The 24,360-nt window shown below is 46.9% G+C and carries 14 protein-coding genes; 3 read left to right on the top strand and 11 right to left on the bottom strand.

All coding sequences use genetic code 11. From position 1 onward, the window contains the following. Positions 1–74: 74 nt before the first annotated feature. Positions 75–338 (top strand): hypothetical protein, encoded by a 264-nt coding sequence (locus ACFQ2I_RS01420; RefSeq protein WP_377561666.1) that lies wholly within the window; start codon positions 75–77, stop codon positions 336–338. Between the two features lie 122 nt (positions 339–460). On the opposite strand, the gene ACFQ2I_RS01415 is transcribed toward ACFQ2I_RS01420, so the two are convergent. Both ACFQ2I_RS01415 and ACFQ2I_RS01410 read right to left on the bottom strand, forming a co-directional pair. Next, complete coding sequence (locus tag ACFQ2I_RS01415; protein ID WP_377561664.1) at positions 461–712, bottom strand: DUF7667 family protein; 252 nt, start codon at positions 710–712, stop codon at positions 461–463. A gap of 133 nt (positions 713–845) precedes the next feature. After that, entirely contained in the window at positions 846–1,760 is a 915-nt protein-coding gene (locus tag ACFQ2I_RS01410; RefSeq protein ID WP_377561663.1) for a helix-turn-helix domain-containing protein, read from the bottom strand. Between the two features lie 187 nt (positions 1,761–1,947). Between ACFQ2I_RS01410 and ACFQ2I_RS01405 the strand changes: the two genes are divergently transcribed. Beyond that, positions 1,948–4,917: a family 78 glycoside hydrolase catalytic domain gene (locus tag ACFQ2I_RS01405; protein ID WP_377561662.1), complete on the top strand. Its 2,970-nt coding sequence runs from the start codon at positions 1,948–1,950 to the stop codon at positions 4,915–4,917. 120 nt (positions 4,918–5,037) lie between these two features. On the opposite strand, the gene ACFQ2I_RS01400 is transcribed toward ACFQ2I_RS01405, so the two are convergent. The 4 genes from ACFQ2I_RS01400 to ACFQ2I_RS01385 form a co-directional block, all read right to left on the bottom strand. Further along, positions 5,038–10,677: an S-layer homology domain-containing protein gene (locus ACFQ2I_RS01400; RefSeq protein ID WP_377561943.1), complete on the bottom strand. Its 5,640-nt coding sequence runs from the start codon at positions 10,675–10,677 to the stop codon at positions 5,038–5,040. Between the two features lie 143 nt (positions 10,678–10,820). Then, complete coding sequence (locus ACFQ2I_RS01395) at positions 10,821–12,473, bottom strand: extracellular solute-binding protein (protein WP_377561661.1); 1,653 nt, start codon at positions 12,471–12,473, stop codon at positions 10,821–10,823. A 63-nt stretch (positions 12,474–12,536) separates the two neighbouring features. Further along, positions 12,537–13,427, bottom strand: coding sequence for a carbohydrate ABC transporter permease (locus ACFQ2I_RS01390; protein WP_377561660.1), 891 nt, complete (start codon positions 13,425–13,427; stop codon positions 12,537–12,539). Between the two features lie 31 nt (positions 13,428–13,458). After that, the gene (locus tag ACFQ2I_RS01385; protein ID WP_377561659.1) at positions 13,459–14,412 is read right to left on the bottom strand and encodes an ABC transporter permease; all 954 of its coding nucleotides are present in this window, start codon (positions 14,410–14,412) and stop codon (positions 13,459–13,461) included. Positions 14,413–14,668: 256 nt separating this feature from the next. Between ACFQ2I_RS01385 and ACFQ2I_RS01380 the strand changes: the two genes are divergently transcribed. Then, complete coding sequence (locus tag ACFQ2I_RS01380) at positions 14,669–16,927, top strand: helix-turn-helix transcriptional regulator (RefSeq protein WP_377561658.1); 2,259 nt, start codon at positions 14,669–14,671, stop codon at positions 16,925–16,927. 165 nt (positions 16,928–17,092) lie between these two features. On the opposite strand, the gene ACFQ2I_RS01375 is transcribed toward ACFQ2I_RS01380, so the two are convergent. From ACFQ2I_RS01375 to ACFQ2I_RS01355, 5 genes are all read right to left on the bottom strand, one after another. Further along, complete coding sequence (locus ACFQ2I_RS01375; RefSeq protein ID WP_377561657.1) at positions 17,093–17,848, bottom strand: alpha/beta hydrolase; 756 nt, start codon at positions 17,846–17,848, stop codon at positions 17,093–17,095. A gap of 14 nt (positions 17,849–17,862) precedes the next feature. Further along, positions 17,863–20,154 carry an amylo-alpha-1,6-glucosidase gene (locus ACFQ2I_RS01370; protein WP_377561656.1) on the bottom strand — a complete coding sequence of 764 codons (2,292 nt, stop codon included), beginning with the start codon at positions 20,152–20,154 and terminating at the stop codon, positions 17,863–17,865. Between the two features lie 73 nt (positions 20,155–20,227). Continuing rightward, on the bottom strand, positions 20,228–21,592 hold the full coding sequence (locus ACFQ2I_RS01365) for a sulfatase family protein (protein WP_377561655.1): 1,365 nt from the start codon (positions 21,590–21,592) through the stop codon (positions 20,228–20,230). A gap of 79 nt (positions 21,593–21,671) precedes the next feature. Continuing rightward, complete coding sequence (locus ACFQ2I_RS01360) at positions 21,672–22,961, bottom strand: sulfatase family protein (RefSeq protein ID WP_377561654.1); 1,290 nt, start codon at positions 22,959–22,961, stop codon at positions 21,672–21,674. A 10-nt stretch (positions 22,962–22,971) separates the two neighbouring features. Then, entirely contained in the window at positions 22,972–24,357 is a 1,386-nt protein-coding gene (locus ACFQ2I_RS01355) for an ABC transporter substrate-binding protein (RefSeq protein ID WP_377561653.1), read from the bottom strand. Positions 24,358–24,360 lie beyond the last annotated feature (3 nt).

The raw sequence follows: 24,360 nt of genomic DNA, 5'->3' as shown, positions 1-24,360 counted from the left end.
AAGGATATCGTGAACCCCGTGAAGAATTAGGGGGGTAGAAAGTTAATCGTACTAATAGTATGGAGGAATTGTTCATGGAGATTAAGGAAGCAGAATTTGGATGTAAATACCTGTTGTTTGGCTTTGATTCCCCATTTGTTCATGGAGGACTAAATGACTTCTTAATTGGATTTAATACGGTTGAAGAATTCGAGGAACGCTTCGTGGACTCGGAAGAGGAAGAGAAGTCTGCAGTGACTGGCTTCGATAACTACCAGGTGCTGTGTACCGAACTCTCAGAGGCGATGTACTTCGAATCAGAAGAAGCATTGCTTGATTGGGTTCGGAATCGTGAATAAACGACAATCTCACATGTCATTTCGCACAGACAAAACAAGGGGAATGCGCACGTTCTTCGCACGCCTCCCCTCCCCCATCCCTCTAAGTCATTCGCCTCAGTTCGCCAATCATCTATTCTACACTACAGAAGCTTCGCCTCCAGCCTATCTATGCGTTCGCATAATTCCCGCTGCCACTCCAGATCTCCGCTTTCATACGCCACGAAAGCTATCGCCTTTAAAGAATCCAGATCGAACACGAGATCATAGTTCACCTTCAAGCAATGCTCCAGCTCCTGCCGCTCCACCAGAGACAAGACGTTGTAGCCGCCCATCTTCCTCGCTTTGTTCGTCAACTCCGCCATTCTGCGATGCACGGGATGAATACCAATCATGCCCCAACCTCCTTCCAAAATCATGGGTGTTACTAGCATTGCCCGACAAGGCTTACGGGAAACGGAGCATTCCATTTCTATAATGTCTATTTAAATGGATGAATGGCTCTTCGTTTTGTACGGATGAGGCCCGTTAATCTGGCATTCCTTCGTGTATGACGGGCTGCGAGCTGTTGCTGCTCATTCGTCTGCGGAACTCGCTTGGCGTCATGCCACAATGCTGCTTGAATAGCCGATTATAAAATTTCATATCCTGATAGCCGACGGCTGCCGCGATGGAACTAATCTTCAGATTCGTCTCGCTTAATAGCCGCCGACTTTGTTTGATTCGGGAGACTTGAATGTATTCGGTCAGCGTCATGCCCGCTGCGGCCTTGATCAGTCGCTGCAAATGACGCGCACTGATGCCGATGTCGGAGGCGATCTTATCCGCCGGGTAAAGTGTCGCGACATCCCGGTCGATACGAGCGAGCCATTCCCGAAGACGACTGTCGACGGAAGCACCGTTGACGGAAGGGGCGGCGAGGCTTCTCCGATAGACAAGCACCAGCAAGTCCACCAATCCGGCTTGTAGACAGGCGGAGTAGCCGATCATGCGTTGGGTATACTCGAGATGCATGCGCTGCATGATCCGCTCCGCTTCACCGTTCGCGTCTTGCAGCGACAGGCGGCGGCATTGCTGCCCAAGCTCGCCGAAGAAGGCCAGAATGCCTGGCTCAAGCGGGTTCCTGGCCATCAATTCATCCAGGTAGGCCGCAGTGAAAATGCAATTGTACACGACCAGGCGATTGCCGGGCGAGGACGATCTTGGTCTGAACACATGGGACATGCCGATCGGGATATAGAAGAGATCGCCTTTGGACACCTTGAACTGAATGTCGTCGATGTAATGCTCTCCTTCTCCCTCCGTCACCATGCAAATCTCAATAAAGTCATGAGCATGCTTCTGCAACCTGAAGGACTCGGCCACTCGGTTCATATGCAGCGGGAGCTCCTTGGTGAAGAACAAGTCGCCTCTTGTGATGGATATCGGATTCAGGATGGACATGACGCTTCGCTCCTTATCAGGATCCGGAATGGATAAGCTCTTTCTTCGAGCATAGTAGAACGCAGCGAATTCTGCAATGTTTTTAGTCCGAATCACCCCTCTTAAATGTCTGATTAAACCCTCGAGATCAGCGCTTTCCGGCAGTAGAATAGGGGCAGAACGAATACTGCAAGGGGGATGGATGGTCTTGAAGGATCGGGAAATGGATTGGCAGGCAAGCTGGATATGGGGTGGCGTGGAGAAGAGTCCGCGGAATGAGTGGAGATGCTTCAAGCATTCATTCGAGCTTCATAGCGGTGGAATAAAAGAAGCGGAGATTGCGATCACGGCGGATTCGAGGTATGTGCTCTATGTAAATGGCAAGCAGTGCGGCAGAGGGCCTATCCGGTCATGGCCGGCTGAACAGAGCTATCATGTCCATGATGTGGCGCATCTGCTACAAGAAGGTGAGAATGCGATTGCAGTGTTGGTCATGCATTATGGGGTATCGACGTTTCAATACTTGCTGGGCCAAGGCGGACTTCTCGCGCAATTGAATGTGGAGATGGCCAGCGGAGAGACATTGATGATTGGAACGGACGACCGCTGGCTGACGGCGCGGCATGCCGGCTATGACACGAGAAGTCAGCGTATGTCTACGCAGCTTGGATTCTCCGAAAGCGTTGACGCTAGGGCCTGGGATGAGAGCTGGACGAGGGGGGATTGCGCATCCGGTTCCAATCAATGGGAGTGGGCAATCACTGTCGGCGAGCCTGGCGACGAGCCTTGGCCGTCTCTGCGCAGAAGTCCGCTTCCCGCGCTGACGGAGGAACAGGTCTGGCCGGTACGTATGGAATCGCTGAAGGTAACCAAGCCTGTCTCCTGGACGGCTGCCATCGATATTCGGAACGCGATGGATCCGGACAGCATCGGGCATGCCAATCCCGTCTCGTTCGTCGGTTATGTTGCTGTCGTGATACGGGCCAGGGAAGAGACCGAAGCGACGATTGGCATTCTCAGCCGATTCCATGCGCTTAAAGGGATTTCGCTGGGCGGCGAATATAAGGCTGCGTCGGAGATGGAGGGAGAGCAGCCGGAGCGGTATGCCCGGGTTCGCCTGAACCAAGGGGATAATGTTCTGTGGCTGGATTTCGCAGGTTCTGACCATGGAACAGGGCTGCACTTCGGTATCGATTGTGAAGCCGCGATTGAGCTCGTCTCTCCGCCGTTCTCGGAACAGGCAGAAGAAGATTCGTCCCCGTTCGTACTGATCGGACCCTTCACGACGCATGAATCAATTGATCATCGGGATGATGAGGTCAATCCGCTCTCGGGTTATGAAGGCTTCGGCGGAAGCAGGGCAATAGATGCGGAAGCGTTCGAACACTTCGACATCTACACGGCCTTCCGCAGCGTTCGGGAGGTTTCCGATCTAAGTCCTTTCACAGCATTTGCGAAGCCGCTTCCCAGTTCGCTGGTCTCGCGCGCTTCCGTGTACGCGAGAAGCGTCTGGAAGCGAGAGGAACGCAGCCTGCTCGTTCCCATGAACCTGCAATCGGCATGCATGGCGAACTCCGAGCCGGCTGTAATTATTCCGCGCGAAGGAAGCGAGACGGAGCTGATCTTCGATTTTGGCAAGGAGTGGTCGGGCTATCTGCGCTTCGAGGTGGACGCGCCTGCGGGAACGATGCTTGATTTCTACGGCTATGAGTATATGAAGGACGGCTGGCGTCAGGATACTTACACTCTGGACAACACGCTGCGTTATGTCTGCAAGGAAGGCAGGCAAATCTACGAGTCGCCTGTCCGGCGCGGTCTTCGTTATCTGATGGTCACAGTGAGTCATACGACGCGTCCAGTGAAGCTTTACGGCGTTCAGCTCCTGCAAAGCAACTATCCTGTGGCGGAAATCGGACGCTTCCACAGCTCAGACCCGCTGCTGAACGATGTTTGGGAAATCAGCAAGCATACGACCCGCCTGTGCATGGAGGATACCTTCGTCGATTGCCCCGCCTACGAGCAGGCGTTCTGGGTCGGTGATAGCCGCAATGAGGCACTGGTCAACTATTATTTGTTCGGGGAGATCGACATGGTGAAGCATTGCCTTGAGCTGGTGCCGGGATCGCGCTTCCAGACGCCGCTGTATGCCGATCAGGTGCCGAGCGGCTGGAGCAGCGTGATTCCGAACTGGACCTTCTTCTGGGCCATCGCATGCCTGGAGTTTGTCGAGCATACAGGCGATAAGGCGTTCGCGAAGGAGATATGGCAGAAGGTTCGTTTCACTCTGGAGCATTATCTGGACAGGCTGGACGAACGCAATCTTCTGTTCATTCGAGGCTGGAATCTTCTCGATTGGGCGCCGATCGATCAACCTCGCAACGGCGTAGTCACGCACCAGAATGCCATCTTCGCGAGAACGTTGAAGGCGGCGGCGCAGTTGGCCGAAGCGGCGGGCGAAGCTTCGCAAGGCATTCGGTTCAAGGAAGCGTCCGATAAGCTTGCGGCAGCAATCAACGAGCATCTCTGGTGCGAAGAGCGTCAGGCTTATATCGACTGCATCCACGCGGAAGGACGAAGATCCGATACGATTAGTATTCAGACGCAGGTCATCGCTTTCCTCACTGGCGTCGCGGAAGGCGAACGAAGGAGCCGAATGGCTGATTATCTCGTTCAACCGCCGGAGAATTTCGTGCACATCGGCAGCCCGTTTATGGCGTTCTTCTACTATGAGGCGCTGGAAGAGCTGGGTCGATTCGATCTGATGCTGGACGATATGCGCAAGAACTTCGGCCAGATGATTCAGCATGAGGCGACGACATGCTGGGAGATGTATCCGGATTTCGCCGAGAATCGGCCGAATCCGAAGATGCTGACTCGTAGTCATTGTCATGCCTGGTCGGCTGCTCCGGGTTATTTCCTTGGCGCATGCGTGCTTGGTGTGCGTAAGGCCTCCGCCGGCTGGAGGAAGGTGCGGGTCGCTCCGCAGCCTGCAGGCATGAAGTGGGCGCGGGGAGCGGTGCCGCTGCCTGATGGAGGCAGAATCGACGTGTCGTGGCGCTTGAAGGAAGAAGGCGGCAGCCACAGGTTTGAACTGGAGGTGCGCGCGCCTGAGACGATTCTGGTGGAGATGGTCGCTCCTGTGGGATATGAAGCAGACGCGATCATGAGAAGGTTATGACAAAATAAGCTCGGTAGTAATCGAAAATAGCCTGCAAGCTGCGAATGATCGCTCTTGCAGGCTATTTCCAAAGGAAATCAGTTCAATCTTTTGAGTTTGCCATTCATTTAGATCTTCGGCCTAATTTATAAATGCTACATACTTCAGCAATCTGTAAAGGATTACAGCTGTTTCTGCCCTGGTTGCCGTTCTATCAGCTTCTATGGCTCCTGTATTTGTACCCTTTAAGATTCCAGTTGTAGTTGCTGCATCAATGGCTTCAACTGCCCATGTTCCAATTGATGCGCTGTCTGTATAATTGTTATTTGAAGGCCTGTCACCGGTCTCAACAGTTTTTTTTCCTGCAATACTCATTGCCTTTAAAATGACAACCGCCATTTCCTGCCTGCTAATTGCCGCATCCGGTCTGAAGGTACCATCACTATAACCATTGAGCAAGCCTGCTTTATACGCTTTTGCAATAACATCGGTATACCAGCCGTCATTTATATCGCTAAATGGAATGACATCATCCCTGTTTTCGATTCCCAGGCTGCGCACAACCATAGCTATAAATTCTGCTCTGCTTATTTTACCTTCAGGCATAAACCTACCATCTTCATACCCCTGAATAATAAGACGTGACGCCAGTTTCTCAACTTCATTTTTCGCCCAATGCTCACTCATATCCGTTAAGTTTCTTTCCCCCTCAACGAGTGCAAACACGCCTCCTTTAAAGCCCTTGATTTCAATTGTATGATCATCAATAAAAATGAAAGGAACAGGCTCAAGGATTCCCGTTTTTGTATTTACACGCACTACAGCAATTCTATCCCTCGAACCGCCCTCCCATTTCATAACGCCTACAGCTGATGGTTTATCAAGTACAAGCTCTACTTCTTTGCCTTTTATATTCGAAGCAGTTATTTTGAACTCGATGGGTTCAGAAATGAATTTAACTTTATTTAAATCTGCTACCTTCAGTAACTCATCTTTATCATCAACATCAATGCTGTTAATCGTAATGGTCAAACGAATATCATCTGTGTTTTGTCCCAAAAGCTCCTTTAGTCTCTGGATATCCATATTCTTAATCAGAATGTTGGCTGTTCCTATAATTGTGTTAAATTCCAGTTTCATATCCGGAGCAGATGAAATGAATTCAGATAAGCTTGATAATGAGAAGCTGAATTCATGGCTTTCACCCTGCTCATTGCTGACAATGGTAAGTATATTGCCAACAAGCTGTTCTTTCGTTAAAGTTACTTGTTCAACTCCATTTATCAACACCTTTATGATACTATTTTCCCCATCGGTATTCTGATCATCATTGTTCTGATCATCATTGTTCTGCTCATCATTATTCTGACCATCATCATTGTTCTGATCATCGTTATCCTGCTCATCGTCGTCCTCAGCAGATTTCTGCGTTCTCACAGTCGTGATATCTTCAGATAAAACATGGCCATCCTCATCTACTGCTTGAACTCTAAAAGAGTAAACGGTATCAGGGACTAAATGATTAAACGTATAACGATTCGTATCCAAAGCTATCCTTTCAATAAACTGGCTATTTTTGTATACATTATGGTAAACAGTATCGCTTTCAATTGCCCAACTTATCGTTGCAGTGTTTACGTTTATATCTTCAGCAACTACATCGATACCCTTTTTAAGAGGTATAAATCCGAATCTGTCAGCAAATGAATCTAAATATTTAACGGTTACATTCATATGATCTGTTGCACTTAATGAAGGATAGATATACAGCTCATATGTGGATTCATCATAATACCAACCTCTCAAGCTGTCATTCACAGCTTTTTCATGAATAACCAGTCCATCAATTAAGATCTCAGCTGGTTTAACATTTGAAAATCCCTTAAGCGTATAGTTGTCAGGTATGCCGGTAAAGTGGAGTGATGCTTCTTTTGTAACAGGATGATAGGAAGTTTCCGGAAAAGCTGCCGGCTCCCATTTGGAAAGCACCAATGGGGAACCCGCAGATAACATTGGTCCAATAATTTCATATTTGAATCTGCTTTTATTGACGTTCCACTGTGGTGTCGTTTCCGGGTCGCCTATCCCCTGTTCGATATCATTATTTATTGCTTCAATAAATCTGGAAGCCTTCTCACCATCCAGAAGTCTGAAGTAATAACCTGCTGCAGCATGCTGGACATCCGTATTCCCCCAATACCTTCCAGTCCAGTTGGCTTCATCTACCACATACTCCAGATAACTTAAATCCTCATATGCATAATCGTAGTAAGGGAAGTAAATCGCACTTATATCCTCAATGGCAGCCGTTGATAAATTGCTAGTTTCTGAACCGATATATGCTTTTCTGTTCTCTGCCATATCAGATGAGTAATTTTCGTACACGACAGAGTTGCCAAAGTGTTCATTAGGATACATCACCTTGGACTCTTCCCGAAAACCTGACATATGCTCATCATTTCTTATAATGCCATAATGCTTCGCATACTCATTAAACGCCTGTCTGTATACCAGCGCCAGCGTTGATCTGGATAAAAAGTACTTACCCTTCTCAGCATTCAAATCTTTTCCGATAGCTTCAGCCAGGCGAATATAACTTGCATAGCCAAGGTACATAGCCTGAGCAGTGTCTACCGTCGGTCCATTGCCTCCATAATGATTGGAGGCTGCATCCATCCATGCCCAGTCATTTACTGTTTCAAACCAAGTCATAGCATTATTTATGGTCAGTTCATTTCTGGATCTTCCTGCTTCCGCTGACTCTAATAAGCTATCCCCGCCCCACAGTTTTTCGATCTCATCCCATTCGGATAGATAGGAAGCGTAATAATCCAGTGCATAAAGATGTAAACCTACACCCCAGCCTACATCTGAGCCAGATCCTTCATCATTTGCATTCTTTCTCCCCAAAGAATAGGACAGATAATATTTTTTGCCTGAGTATGGTTCTACTTTGGCTCTCCATTGGTTAAACAAAGTCCTTTTAAACGAATTTTGTACTTCCTGTGCAGCATTCGTTATATCAATCAGGTCTTCAGTTGTACTATCCCAATAAGGCTTTGCCAATAAACCCCTTAACATAAACAAACGGTTTATGGCTACATGTCCTCCTACAGGCTGGTTTATTGCAGTCTGCTTTGATAAATAATCTGCTTTTATCATTCTGTTCAGCGTTTCAACCAGTGTTGGATCCGCATCCACATTTTTAATAGACGCAATTCTGTCATATAACGGCACACTTAGCTTATAAGAGACAGTTTCACCGTTTACTCCTTCCAGCGGTCCATATAGTGTAGGATATTTTACATCATATAGATCCTGAGGCAGTTCTCCATCATAGCCATTTCTCATACCAAAGGACAACAGCGGAGGCAGCGGGGCAAATCTTACTGGAACGGTGTCCCAGTCATCGCTCAAAATTTCAAAATCATATAAATTTGTTATTTTTACATTTTGTCCCTGGTCTACAACTTCATACAGTTCATGTACCATTTGGGGATACGCAAGAACAGCTTTAGACCAGAAACGGCTTCTTTCAAGTGCGTCGTTAGGCAATGCTGTTCCCCATGAGGCCGTATTAACTACTTCTACACCAAATGGCGTATTCATCCATAGATGCCCCATCGCAGTTGAAAATTCAACAGTCAGTTTACCATCTTCTGTACGGATAATTTTCTCAGGATGATGCTGGAATATTAACTGCATAGGTATACTGCCGATTTTTCCAGCCCCATCTTTATCTTTTGAATCTGTTGCCCAAAGCAATATCCAGTTTTCCTTCATCGGACCATGTTCAGCCTTATCATACAGCGTATTTGAACCAGACACAGTAACAGGCTGTCCATTTTCTCCAATAAATGAAAGGACATCTAGCGTTGATCTACCTGCATCATTCAACCAGAATTTATTGTATCCGCTTTCAATCATGGCAGCCGGATTGACAATACTCATGCTTACGCGATAGTCTTCTTTGTATCTGAACGTTTTTCCTACCCAGTTTATAGCTTCAACAGTTGCATCCGGAGATGTTCTGGATTCATAATTTGCACCAGGCTCATGGAAAATGATTTCAGAAGTAACATCTCCCGGTTGTGTTCCTGTATCTGGAATTTCAAGATCCTGCATCTCTTCTCCTGCTATTCCAAATCCCATTCTCCAGGATTTACTAAAGGTCGCTCCGTCCATTACATTTTCTCTGACAAGAGTAGTGTCAGCAACCTGATTGGCAAGCAATCCGTCACCTATCACCCAGCCTGAAGTTGCTCCTGTAAACCATCCAAATCTACCATAGCTGTTCTTACTGACACCCTCGCGGACTGTTCCAAAATTTGCATCCGTTTGATTCCATGCATCTTCAAGAAGAATATTAATCTCCTGTTGTTTCTGAGCTATATCGCCCCACATTCCACTATTGACCATATTCTTGTATTCAGAAGCGGCCTGTTCCAACTGCTGAAGTATAGGTTCAAATGAGTTACCGCCATTTTTATATCGAATTATTTTACGCATTTCATCCATTTGTGAATATAGGTTAATGACTTCATACCCATATTTCACTTGATCATACATCCAGTCTAGTTCAGTCGAGTAATCCTCATTATTCATAAATTTATCTTCTACTTGCTCAATTTTTGCAGTTAGCCAAGGTACATCCATACCCCTTGTTTGAAGTGCCGCCAAATCCCTTTTTATTTCAGTAATTTCCCAATCCGGAGTTGGTGTGGGCGTTGGTGTAGGCGTTGGTGTGGGAGTCGGTGAAGGTGTAGCAGCTCCTGTTGTATAGAATAAAATAGTTCTATAGTCATTCTCTACACCATGGCCTCCCATATCCATAACAGCAGGTGATAGTTCAATTTTATATGCAGAAGACGGTTCAAGGCTCCCTGAGTCTAAAACAATTTTATACTGTGAAGAAGTTGCCTCAAAATGTTCATACGAAACACTGCTTCCATTTTGATATAGCACAATGTTTTGACTATTGAGTGTAGATACATCCATTTCCTTACTAAAATTCAATACAATATGGCTTGTCTCCGTATCCACATTCGAACTGTTATTAGCAGGAACACTCTCTACTAATGCCCCTGATCCTGTAGTATCAACAGTGAAATCCTTCCAGTAAGCTGTTCCCCACTGCCATCCCGTTCTTGCTATTCCAACCTCACCGCTGCCATCTGCATTTAAGGTGTCAGCTACATAATCTCTTTCAACAGATACTTCATATTCTCCTATTGATGCTTTAAGAAGAGCCGTTCCGCCTTCTAAGGTAGCAGAAAAGGTTAAGGTATCATCATTATTAATTCCTGATAAAGGGACTGAAGCATACGAAACCCATGCAAATCCATTACTTGGGTTAAGACTGCCAATTTCAAGCTTGCTGAAGTCGGATAAAAGTCTGGCATAATAGGATCTCTTTCTTTCAGCATTAGCCATTAAAAACAGTCCGAAATGTCTATTTGCATCTATATTCTGAGGCTGCTCATCCCACCAGGCAACCTTGGATGACACTGTAACTTTCTCTGACGAAAAAATATCCCTTTCACTTTTCGAGTCGCGATTGTAAATAGCGATATTGGGATTAATGGTGCCTCCCTTGTCTATCGCAGTAATTCCTTCTTCAGTATCAGCAAATCCGCTCTCTTCACCTTCAGTGTCTTGTATTTTTATCTCAAAATGATCAGCAAATTCACCGTAGCTTACTGCCGATACTTGTGCTGATACGTCAGTCATTCCTGTAAAACATGTAAAAGATATAGTAATCAATAGAAGCCATGACATCATTCTTTTCAACATTTTCTCCTCCTTATATGAATGTCCTGATGAGACTAAAGTAAAGTTGGAGGACAGAAGTGACGTTCCCCCATCTTCCTTCTGTCATAAATTCCGCCACATCGCGTTTAGCCATATGGCGGAATGTCTTGGAGCTACTTAGATGCCGTGTACCTGTCATACGCTGTCTGATAAATACCAATAAACTCGTCAACGTTCATCTTCTTTAGTGTGGCCGTGAAATCGTCCCATTTGTCCATACTTTCGTTGCCAAGGATGAATTTAGCTTCCATTTGGGCAATATAGTTATTTAAGTCGTTCTTGAGAATGTTCGCGCGTGACTCCTCTTCCTCTGTAAGGAACAGAAGCGGCATACCCACCTTCGAGAATTCCGAAAGCTGCTCAGAGTGCTCGTTCAAAATGGAATTGATCAGGTTGTCTTGCTTATAGTTCAGCTCTCTGCTCTTAAGCATCGGCAAAATCGTTCCCACATCCGGTGTATTCTTGGCACGGAATTCCTCCATAGGTACTCCTTCCGGGACAATGCGAACCCATGAGGTTTTCTCGGCGTCCTTCCATTCCCATGCCTCATTCTCCACACCTTGATTAGCTAATATAAACCCTTCAGGAGTGTATAAATAATCAACCCAACGTAACGTTGCCTCAGGATGCTTATTGTGCTTGGTGATGGCGAAGGCTCCCGGGATAATGCTCTGCTTAGGAGCAAATACTTTTTCTTGGCTTATGCTGCTAGTTAACGGAAGCACGAGCGGATACTTCGCATTATCCTCCGGCTTTTCGATCTTCCATACCAGGAACGGCGCCACCATTGTCGAGAATCCAATCCGGTTGTCCGCGCCTTTGGCTTTGAACTGTTGTGTTGTCTGGATGAAGATTTCCGGGTCAAGCAGCTTCTCATCGTTGGCCTTTTTCATGAATTTGACCCATTCTTTGTACCCGTCCGTAAGCACTGTATGATAGAGTGTATCATCTTTGACAGTCAGTCTAGTCGTAGAGCCGGCAGAGTTGTTGAAGCGGTCTTCATTCTCTCCGAACGCCGGGAGCAGGAATACTCGAGCATTGTATAATGCATCATTTTTGAGCGTATCAAATGACATTGGGACTTCATCTTTTATTCCATTCTTGTTAGGATCTTCATCTCTAAAACGCTTCAATAGTTCAAATAGCTCGTCTACTGTCTGAGGGGCCTCTGGATTACCGAGCGCTTCCATAAAGGAATAGTTCAAATAGGCCTTTTGTGTCATCAGATCCCGTGTTATATCCGTAATTTGCGGAAGTGCATAAATGTGCCCGTCCGGTGAAGTAATCGCTTTTTTAATGGACGGATCCTTTTCCATTAACGAAGCTAGATTAGGAGCATATTTATCGATCAGACCTTCCAGAGGAATAAGTAGACCTTGCTTGCCGTAGTTCAGCTGATCAAAGCTCGAAAGGTTACCGCCAAAAAAAACGTCAGGCAAGTTATTGCTCGCGAATGCCAGATTCTTCTTCTCGTCGTATACTTTGGCGTCAGGGGTATCGAACTCGAAGCTGATACCGGTCATCTTCTCCATTTCCTTGAAGAACATCATTTGATCCCAAGGCCCTTGTAATGGAAATTTAGCCCCCATCATCTTCAGCTTGACCGGTTCTTTGACGACTGGGAAGCCCGATTCGTTTACATTCTCGGGAGTTGAACTCAGCTGATTATCCGAACTTGGATTCTCCTTCTCCCCACCTGAACAACCTGTTAACCATACACTTAATGTTAAGATCACCGCGACTAATAGAGTAAATGTTTTTTTCATAGACCTTTCAACTCCTCTAATCATTGTTATCATTACTAATTTTGCAGCTGATTATCGCAACGGTTAACCTTTTAAAGAACCGATCAGCACCCCTTTAATAAAAAAGCGTTGTACGAAAGGGAACACGACAAGCAACGGGAGCGCGGAAATAATAATGATTGCATATTTAATCATATCCGCAACTTTAGCTTGCTCTGCCATAGCCAACATTGAATCGCCGTCCATCATCATATTGGAGCTCATCTCGTTGACAATTAAGATCTCACGCAGCACGAGCTGCAATGGAAAGAGCTCTCTATTCTGTAGGTACATAAGAGCATTAAAGTATTGATTCCAATGCGCTACTCCGTAAAATAACGCCATCACCGCGATAATGGGACCGGAAATCGGCACAACCACACTCATAAACAACCTCAGATTCGAGCATCCATCCACTTCCGCCGCCTCCTCAAGCTCACGGGGCACCGTAGATTGAAAAAATGTACGAGCGACAATCAAATTCCAAACATTCACCCCCCCCAAGATGATCATAACCAACGGCGTATTCAAAAGATGAAGTCCCTTGACGACGAGGTAGGTCGGAATTAGTCCTCCATTGATAAACATGGTTACCAAGATAATCCCGGTAATTCCGTTACGCCCGACCAGATCCTTGCGCGACAAAGCATACGCGCATGGTATTGTTAACATCAAATTGAGCGACGTGCCGAATATCGTATATAATATAGTGTTGCGATATCCCGTCCAAATCTCCACATTGTCCAACACCCGCTGATATCCTTCAAACGTAATCCCCTTCGGCCAAAGCCACATCGTCCCGTTATTCACGAATTGAGGATCACTAATTGAAGCGCTAACAACAAAGATGATTGGATATAGAACTACTATCATGACAAAAAATAATACCGATTTATTAATCCAGTCAAATATACGGTCACCCCAAGTTTGGGACATCACTTATCACTCCTCTTATTGCATGTACTACCTACCAAAGACTGGTTCCACTTATTCTTTTCGCTATGGTATTAACCGTAATAAGCAGCGTCAAATTTATCAGGGAGTTAAATAAACCCACTGCTGCGGAGAAGCTGTATTGCGCTTGCAGGAGACCACTCTTATACACGTAAGTCTGAATGACTTCCGAAGACTCTTGATTCAATTGATTTTGCAGCAGATACACCTTCTCGAAGCCAATCGTCATGAAGCTACCAATACTTAGAATAAATAAAATGATGATCGTAGGAGCGATGCCAGGAATGTTAATATAAAACACCCGCTGAAGCCTCGTGGCTCCATCGATCGTTGCCGCTTCATGAAGCTCCGGATTAATGCTTGAAAGAGCAGCAATATAAATGATGGAATTCCAGCCAAGTTGCTGCCAAGTACCTGACAATACGAACACAGATTTGAACCAACCTGGCTCAGTAAGGAAATGCACCCTCTCGCCACCTAACAATTCGATCAGTCGATTGACGATCCCGGTCGATGGGTGGAGTAGCGCGACGATCATGCCGACCGTAACTACCACGGAGATGAAATGCGGCGCATAGGTAATCATCTGCACTGACTTTTTGAAGAAACCGTTGCTCAGTTCATTTAAAGAAAGTGCGAACAGAATAGGGATAGGAAATAGCGCCAATTCGTATAAGCTAAGCAGTAACGTGTTAAAAATAATCTGTTCAAACATTGGTGAGTTGAAAAACCTTTCAAAATGCATAAGGCCTGCCCAAGGGCTACCTAAAATCCCCATCGCTGGATTAAAATTTTTGAACGCGATTTGTACACCGTAGATGGGAGTATAATGAAATACGATAAAATAGGTCAGTGTTGGCAAAATAAATAAGTATAAGTGCCAGTTTTTCAGAATTCGTTTTTTAAATTTCGATAATGTATCTGTTCTCCTTCCTGGCCTCACTGATGTCGATAAATTTGTCTGCATGTTTCCTCTCCTTCGCAGGTTCTTGATTGTGCCAGCGATTCCTTTCTCCAGCTAACCCCACTATGCCGTAGCTACACCGAATATGTAAATACTCGTTTCCAGCGCGATATTCGTCTCTTGTACACGACATAATCGTTCGTTGCAACGTATCCGATTTATGTTTCTATGTTCTCAATACACATGCAATCACTTATAATTGTAATAATTCTTACTAACATATATAGATAGAATCAGTCTGCTTAGGGGGAGCCTTGCAATGCAATGGAATTTATACACAAAATACATGTTAGCCTTTCTGTTTATCCTCTGTCTGCCTATCGCCACATTAGGCTCTTTCCTTTACATTGGCGCAGCCGATTCTCTTCGCGAGGAAATTGAAGACGCGGGTCAAGTTCGCTTGAAGCAAGCTATGGATACACTTGATCAATATTATCTTAGCCTGGTCAGCACCACCTTGCTGCTTTCCACCGATCCAAGACTGACTCCTTATCAGCTTCGATCCGATACGTTCAGCAAAATCCAGGCCATTCATGAGTTAAGCCGCTATAAGCTTGGCAACGTGTACTTGGAGGATGTTCTATTCCACATATCCGGTGATTCCCTGATCTACACAGCGGAAGGTGTACTCAATCAGCAAACGTTCGCAGAAAAATACATCTTATCCGGTGTGCAAGAAACCGAATCCTATCTTCGGCAGCTGCTTAACGCCAAATCGCCATATGTTCGTCCTGCAGATATCCTGCAATCCAAGCCTGGAGTGGCGCCAGAGAAAACTATACTGTCTGTTGGCATGCCGTTTCCTATGAATACAATTAGCCCCAACGGAATTGTCGTTTACCTGATTAACCGAGAAAAGCTATTCAATTCCATCATGCCCATACTGGGAGAATTCAAAGGAAATGTACTTTTGTACAACGAAAATAACCAGCTATTAACCTCCTATCCCCAGGATTCTCAGCTTGATCAGGAATTTATGTCGCAGATGCTAGGCATGACACTGAAGTCATCCAAGCATGCTGAGCTCGTTCAAGTAAATAATTATTCCGTATCATGGATCCGTTCTTCTACAACCGGTTGGACATGTATAACCATTCTGCAGAAAGATCAATTCTACAGTCGCGTACTCAAGCTGAATAGCCTCATCACTTACTTGTTGCTAATCGTTGCCCTGCTCGGAATCTTGATAGCCGGATATTTGGCATATCGCTTTTACAAGCCGGTACAACACATTGTCCATCGGATTCGGGGAGACTTTGAACGTGCTTCCAGCATCCCCGTTCGCAAGGAATTTGAGTTTATTATTCAATCCATAGACAAGATGGCCCTGTCCCGTCAGGAACTGATAGGACGAATGGAAAGCCAGCGCCAATGGATTCACGACCAATTTTTGGTCATGCTGTTACGAGGAGATTTTGTAGAGGAAGAGGATATTCGGGCATTTAAAACCAAGCACCAACTGACACTCACGGGGAATAGCTTCGTAGTTTTCTCTCTTACCTTCAAACAAACGGAGCGGCAAGTAGTACGAAAAGCACTCAACAGCATGCAAGCGGTTATTACGGACAACATATATCTCTACCCGATTGAATATCCACGCGGCAAGCTGGTCTGCATTGCGGGACTACACAATGGGCTGCAATCTCCAGAAAACGTGACAGAACGAGCGGCACAGCTCGTGCAATCTTTGTTCCACCAGCATGTAGGGGAGTATCCGACGGTTAGCAGTGGAAACGCTTACGTGACTTACAAGAGCATTCACCATTCTTATATTGAAGTTATGGCAGCGGACGAATATACACCAAAATTCCCTGTCGGCAGCTTAATTCGTTTCCAAGACATCCTAACTTGGGATGATAAGGAGTCAAGCACCACCTGGTATAGTCCAGCCAACAAAGCTACTCTCTTGCAAAGTATTAAGCAAGGCGATGAGGCATTAGCGACGGAATCGCTGAGGCTGATCACTTCGGAAATTTCTAATTTGGGATCCGTACTCATGTCCAAATGTATGACTTCTGACTTGATTAATGCGGTTTATAAGCTACTTCATGAGCTAACTTTTCCAGGTTCAGCAGAAGAAATACGGCAATTACTAGCTATTAATGACATCGTTATACTAGAGAACGAGCTAACGACACTGGTGTCCAGGATGTGCGAACACGTCAACACGCGCCAGACAACTGAAACCAATGAACTAAAATTAAAGGTAGTAGCTTACATGCGGGAGAACTTCGCCAACTATGACTTCAACCTAGATCAGGCAGCCGAGCATTTTGAGGTGTCGACTTCGTACTTGAGTCGCTTCATTAAAGAGCACACTGGCATCACATTCAGTGATTATATCTTTGAATTGCGACTGGAACATGTCAAGAACGAACTTATGCATACCAATAAATCCATTAAGGACATCATACAGGGAGTCGGTTATATTAACGTTTCTTACTTTATAGAACGATTTAAGAAAAGGGAAGGCGTCACACCTGGGGAATATCGAAAATCGTCCTATCAATCAAGTTGACTAGCGTTAGGCGCAGCACATGACCACTGTCTTGTCCACAATGCCCTGGCCACCCAAAGAAGCAGGCAGAGAGAGCAACTTCACGTTCCTCTCTTTGCCTGCTTCTTGTCTCAGCAAATGAATCTTTGTTCAACGCCAACATGATCAAGCGATAGCGATATGCATTCAATCAAACGGATAGTGAAGGGATTTCAGGAACTGCTCCGCCTCATGAAGCGTCGCTTCATAGTCCTCTATGCTGGTATTGGGCCGCCCTAAATTGAAGAAGCCGTGCCCCCTGCCTTCAAATGTAACCATCTGGCATGTATTGCCTTGTGCCAGCATCTCCTGCTGAAATCGTTCCACACTTTCATAAGGAGAGACTTCATCAGCGGTACCATGAAAAATCAGTGTTGGCGGCAGACCGCTCCGTACATGATGCACAGGTGACCGTTCACGCTCCCTCCCCTCAAATAAAGGAAGACCAATCTTATAACCCGTTGCTGTTGTATCTACTACCGGATTAAACAGAATCCATGCGTTGGGCATCTCTGACGCTTCCCCGAACAGGGTAGAACTTAGAACAACATGCCCTCCTGCAGAACCGCCCGCGGCGACTATTCGACTGGGATCAATCGATAGCTCATGGGTATGGGACCTCAACCAACGCATAGCCGATATGCCGTCTTCAACCGAGTCAAAGGGGGAAGTGCCATGCAAGCTCTTCACGCGGTACTCGACGGATACCGCAACAAAACCATTCCGGGCAAAATGCTGGCAATGCGGATAAAATTGCTCCGGCGATCCGTTTACAAAGCCGCCCCCGAAAAAATAAAGCATGGCAGGCCGATTTCCGGAGTATTTGTTGCGGTCAGGTTCGAACACATGCAAATGGAGTGAATATACTCCGCTTTGCTTGTACTTGATTTTGACAGGCCTCATATGATTCTCCTTTCTTATACTAGTATATGATCATTCGGCTGGAGGAGGCTTGTCTCGCATCCAACAGAAACCTTAAGCGGGTTCTCCCCTGTATTGTGAACCGTATATACGCCGCTTCCTTCCATCTGCCTGTATGCAACATCGATCATTGTGGAAAAGATCGGTATACCAGAAACCCTGAACGATGGCCACTCCTGCGGAACGTGCTTTCCGTCGAGAACCAATACACCTTCTTCCGCGCGAATCCCCAACACCCGCTCAATGACGGTCGAAGACAATAGACCTCCCCATAGAAAATGTGCGGCATTATAGCCTTCACCTGTTAGCGGATTATAGTTTTCAAATGCCGTAACAAATCCCTTGTTTGTGAATAAGTCTACATTTTTACGCAAAAATGCGTGAGCGACCTCTGTGTCGTAACGGAACAAGCCTTCCAGAACGAAATAATTGAAATAGAACCATACCGGTCCCCGCCAATAGGAATTAGACGGATTAAAATCAGGGTCATCGGCTGCCAGTGTCGGCAACGGGTACCGCGTCCAAAACTTCTCTTCATCAAGTAAATGCTCGCGAAGACGCTTGTATTGATCCACTGTACATAGCTCCAGATACAACGGAGTAAAGCCTGCCGGCGTATAGACCGGTATGCTTTTCCCCGATTTTTCGTGCAAATCGAAATAAAAGCCTGCATTCTCGTTCCAAAGATAATTTTGAATAGCCGCTTTCGTGCGTTCCGCTTGCTCCAAATGCCGCTGCGCCAGCTCAGTCTCCCCCCAGTCCGCATAAATCTTCCCGATCACCTCATTTTGAAGGATCCAGAAAATATTCACATCGACCGGAATAATGGGGAAATCCCACCAGCATTCCTCTGCCTCGCCGAACATGGTGAAAATTTGCTTGCCCCAGCGCTTCGAATTATCCTGTCCGGAATCCGACCACTTGTGTATAGCCAACAAATCGGGGTGAATCGATGACCTCCGATGCGTATCAAACCAGTCGTTATACTGTACCAATGCATGGAATACAGAATGAATGAAATGATCATTCCCTTCAATTTCCCGCATCTTCTGCACGGCAAACCCGAACATAGGCGGATGACTGCCGCCCAGCGCGTCTTCAGGGATTTCACTGACATGCAAGATCCTCCGGTCCGACCCATGCTCCTTTAGAAATGTGCCTACTCCGAAAGGCTGGGCCGAATTTGTAATGCATCCGTTGTCCCACTGCATATTGAGCATGTTCAGCAGCTGGCCTTTGGCGACACGGCGTCCATTAATCCAGCGGGAGGATACCGACTGAAAGGCAAAGTCCCACATCCAAAACCCCCAGAAGGTCTGCTTCGCCATGATCGAAGGATAGGATAGCAACCCCTCCGTCGACAATTCGCACATCAGTTGATTCACGAACGTGAAGTCAAGGTAAGCTTGTAGCTTCTTATCCGGTAATTGAAATGCTGGCAGCTTCTTGAGCATAAGCTCCCAACTGCCCTCCAGCTGATTCAGGTAGAAGGGTGCCTCCTCGCCATCTGTCACCAGGAAACGCTGGGCATATACATCCTGGATCATCTGCCGTTGTTCATCAATCTGCAGGGAATTGCTGCAGCCTCCGCCTTCAGACAAGGGGGCCGATTCCTCTTCTCTATGAAAAGCATCCCGCGAACATTCAAGAACAAGATCCGCCCTTACAGTCCCTTGCGGAAGCATAACGGAATACGTAACCGAAGAAGATGAATAGACTTCAGCTGCCGACGTATCCTTGCTGCAATTCGATACAAGAATGGGGGACATCCTGGTTAGCGAGCCATTCCGATACCCCCATACAGCAATCCTCCAGCGATACATCATAGGTCTTAGATCCTTGTGTAATTCACTGATTGCAAAACCGTTATCCAATTGACGGAACAAGCATTGGCCAATTGTGTGCCCGGCCAGCTCACAGGCCTGAGGCAGCTCTTGCGCAAACTTCATCGTACAAACAGCCTTGTTCAGAAAGACACCAATTTGCTGATCAACATGAACTTCTCCCCACTTATAGGAGCTGACAATGTCTCTTGTACGGAATTCCCTGCTGCTTACAACCCATGACGGCTCATCCTCTGATTGGCGCAGAGGAGCTATAGGATGAGGAATCCATCCTTGAAATCCGGGATCTCGGCTCACATCAGCCATCATACCGATTCCGGGCAGAAGAGACATGCCTGCTTTATTCGACCGCACCCAAATATTCGGCAATCCGATCCCGGCATCGCCAACTGTTAGATAGGATGTCGGATAGGATATAAACGGCGTCCATTGTTGTTGGAACATCTTGACCATTCTCCTCACTTGAATGATTGACTCTACGCGAATTCTCCTCTTCTATTTGCCTTTCTCCAACTGATTACCCGTATGGCACTTCGAACTTGTCTCCCGTCTGATCGATCCATCCCATCAGACGCTGCTGTAGCTCTTTTCGTTTCCCCGCATAGACTGCCTGCGGATTATGCGCCTGATTCACCAGTTCATACGGATCATCATTCAGATTGAACAGCATCCAGGAGAATCCTTCAAAGCATGTGTACTTCCAGCCGTCCTTCGTCACAATTCCGCGCCATGGCTTATCAACGTTGGCCCGCGCAGTTGGACTTTGCAGGAAGGCGCTATCCGGTTCGTTGACCATCGAACGAGAACTCAGCCGATGACTGGAGAAGTCCGTCCCTTCCATCCAATCCGGTTTCTCGATACCGCATAGACCGAGCGTTGTGGGAGCAATATCGACGTGATTCATCATCGCAGGCGATTTGCCCGTTTTTCTGCCGTTGTAGAATGACATTTCACCGCTGATAATAAACGGAATACGAATCGACTCCTCATAAGGCAATGTCTTCTTCTCCTGACCATGAGCCCCATGCAAGTCACCGTGATCGCTGAAAAAAATAATGTGCGTATTTCGTTCCAATCCTGTTGACGCCAATATTTGCTTAATACGGCCGACGTTCCAATCCAGGTTCTCGATCATCGCGTAATAGCCCGCCAAGTCTTCCTGCGACTTCTCTTGCACGTTGGTAATTGGCGGCACATTCGGCCGCAGCTTGATTTGCGCCGGATTAAACCGTCTACGGGACTCCTCGGGCGCGATGTATGGATTATGGGGAGGCTGTACGGAAAGCACCGCAAAAAACGGCTTCTCCTCATCCGCTTCCAATGCCTCCCCTTTCTTTCTGATATAGTCGATGAACAGATTCGTCAGCTCATCTGTCTCATAGCCGGGAAGAGGGTAATGAAACGCATGTTCACCTTCCCCGCCATGCACCCAGCAATCCCACTGGCTATTGTTGTTCTCGTATCCAACCCATTCATGGAACCCGCCCCTACGATCCGGGGGCACAATATGCATGGCCGCGCGACCTTCATTTTCCTTGAAGCCATCCAGATGCCACTTCCCGAAATACGCCGTATCATAGCCGTTGTCGTTAAACACATGCGCAATGGTCTGTTGTTCGGAAGGCAATTGATACTCATGACCGGGTACACAGCTATGGGGATAGCGGCTTGTCAGCATGGAGCCTCGGAATGGACAGCAAAGCGGAAAGCCAGACACCGCATTGACGAAATTAACGCCCGTTAGCGCCAAGTTATCGATATTAGGCGTTCGTACATTGGGATCCCCGTTGCAGCTCAGCGCTTGGGCGCGATGCTGATCTCCGAATATCCAGATCACATTAGGCTTGCGCGAATGACCAGCTTCTTGTTGCTTTCGTTGCATATGAATCACCTCAAGAAAATAATGTACGGAACCCCCAAGGCAGAGATGATCCGCCGTGGGGGTTCGCATGGTTAGCCCATCATCGTGCCTCATGAAGCTTTCTTACAGATTCAACATAATAAGGGGACGGCACGGGCCCCTTTAATATTGGATCGTCCGTATCTTCCATCCAGTGCAGCAACTTGCTGAGCAGGGACTTCTCCACCTCAAGGCATGCTTCTTTCCCTGCCAAATTCTCAGTCTCCCACGGGTCATTTCGCAGATCATACAATTCAATATGATCCCGTACTTTTAGAAACTGTTTTAGCATCAATGGATAAATCGGGCTTTGTTGAATGTCGCCCGGTACATCGACTCGGACACTAACCTCCATATTCACAATCAGCTTATGGGTCTCGGTCCGAATGCATCGCATAGGAGCATAGTAGTTATGGTAAGTTTTCTCCGCATAAATCTCTGTCGCCGGCCTGCAGGGCGCGCCTTGAAGCGCGGGCCAGAAGCTCTGTCCATGCAAGCGGTCGGAAGCATCCATCCCCAGCGCCTCCAGCATCGTTGGGACTACATCGACATGGCCGATTAACGCTTCAATCCTGCGTCCTCCGAACAATCCCGCCTGCGGGTAACGCATGATTAGCGCCGCCTCTAGACCGGGGTCGTACAGGGTACCCTTCGCCCTTGGCATTGCAATGCCATGATCGGTCGTAAAGATGACCCAAGTATGCCCCTCCAGGCCAGTGTCGCGAAGTGCGTCAAGTATGACAGCTATCCCTTTGTCCATCGTTTGAACAGCGCCTTGAAGCATGGCGAAATCAGAGCGGGCCTCGGGGCTATCCGGTATGTAAGGGGGGATAAATACCCCCTTCGCTTCCTCCGGCCCCACCCCGCCATAATGGAATGGCCGGTGAGGTTCAAAGAAACCGACCTCCAAATAAAATGGCTTCTTCGAACTGGCAGACTTGCGAATGTAATCAGAAGCTGCTTCCCCCGCCTCGGCGGCAACCATCTGAGGCAGTACGCTGTGATATCCAAGCTCTTCCGGTTGTTCGGTCAGATGCTGCACCCCGATTAGAGCTGTATCATATCCGTTCTCAGATAAAATCTCAGCGATATGCCGCTCGTCCGGGTGAAGTCTCCAACGAAAATTCCCATGTGTCAGCCCCATAACGCCATTGGAATGGGGGTATCTTCCCGTATGCAGCGCAGCTCTGCTGGGGCTGCACTGCGGTGCGGAACAGAAGCATTGCTCAAAGAGAACGCCGGTCGCAGCCAATTCGTCCAATGCCGGGGTTGCCACTGTGGAAACCCCGTAGCATCCAAGATGCCTGCCAAGATCGTGAGCGGTAATAAAAACGATATTGGGCTGTGTCATACTGTTCTCCTCACTTCTTAAAATCTTCCGCCTTAATGGCCCCATCTTGAACGGCCTTGTTATAAGCTTCATTGTAACGATCATTCAGTTCCTTCAATGCGGGTTCAATTGGTTTGTCCGTCAAGACAAGCTCCATCACAACATCCGTATACGTTTTCCCTTGCACCTTAATAGAAGGTGTAGGATCGCTCGGCGATTGACGGTCGTTAGATGTTGGAGCGAAGTCCTTGAATTGCTTCACATCTTGCGGCATATAATCCGTGTGATTGGTTTCCGGCAAGATGGAGTTGATGAGGCCTTGCTTTTGCAATTCCTGCGCCATCTGTACACCTGTTAGAAACTCGATGACTTTGGCAGCTTCCTCAGGGTGCTTCGTTTCCGCGTTCACAGCGTAATATCTACCCACATTCGAAATGTTCTGAACAAATGTTTTTCCGTCCTCATAAGGAAGATTCGTTGCCGCCCAATCGATTTTCGTATTAAATTGATCATTAATCGTTCCTACATCAAAGGAGGCGCCGATGTACATGCCAATTTTGCCATCTGCAAAAGCGGAGCGCATAGGATCGTTGTCCAGAGTGGACGCTCCAGGATAAACCCATTTGTTTTGTACCATGTTGCGGTAGAGTTCAATGACCGGTTGATATTGCGCTATATCGTATTGCCCTGTTTCCACGTTAAACAAGGCACGCTTGGTCAACTTATCATTTGTTGTTAATGCCAGTGGTTCAAGCTGCCAGGTCGTAAATCCAGTCCATTTCATGGCCAACCCGAAGCCGTATGCTTCTCCGCCGCTAGCCTCTGTAATTTTTTTGGCAGCTTCAGCTACTTGACTAAATGTTTGCGGCGGCTGCTCCGGATCTAATCCCGCTTGCTTGAACAAGTCTTTATTATAGACCAGTCTCATCGTGACAGCGCTTGTAGGAATGGCGTAAGCTTTACCGTCGAAACCATTAATACCTTGTGTAATATATGGCTTAATTTTTTGCATATGCTCTGCATTGACGACATCGTCAAGAGCCAACAGCCATCCTGGCTTGTACAAATTCATCACATTGGTGGCTGTGAATACATCCGGTGCTTGCTTGGACTGAAACGCCAACGGCAAGTTTTTTTCGTAGTCGTCGCCGCCCTGAATTTTCAAATCGATGTTTATATCTTTGTTTTCCTCATTAAATTGTTTTACTAGATCCTGCAATACGGCTGCGGCTCCACCGCTTTTCTCCCACATCGTAATGGTAACCGGTTCCTTTGACTCCTCCACTTTCGATTGGGAAGCATTGTTATTAGCTCCTCCGTTTACCCCTTCGTTCGCCCCACCGTTCGCACATCCGCTAACGATAATAGACAATGTTAGTGAAGCTCCCAACAACCAACGTTTCATCGACTTTTTCAAATG

It is taken from the genome of Paenibacillus chungangensis (genome assembly GCF_042675905.1).
Taxonomy (GTDB): domain Bacteria; phylum Bacillota; class Bacilli; order Paenibacillales; family Paenibacillaceae; genus Pristimantibacillus; species Pristimantibacillus chungangensis.
Note: the sequence above shows the minus strand (reverse complement) of the source record. Positions and strands in the feature narration are given on the sequence as shown.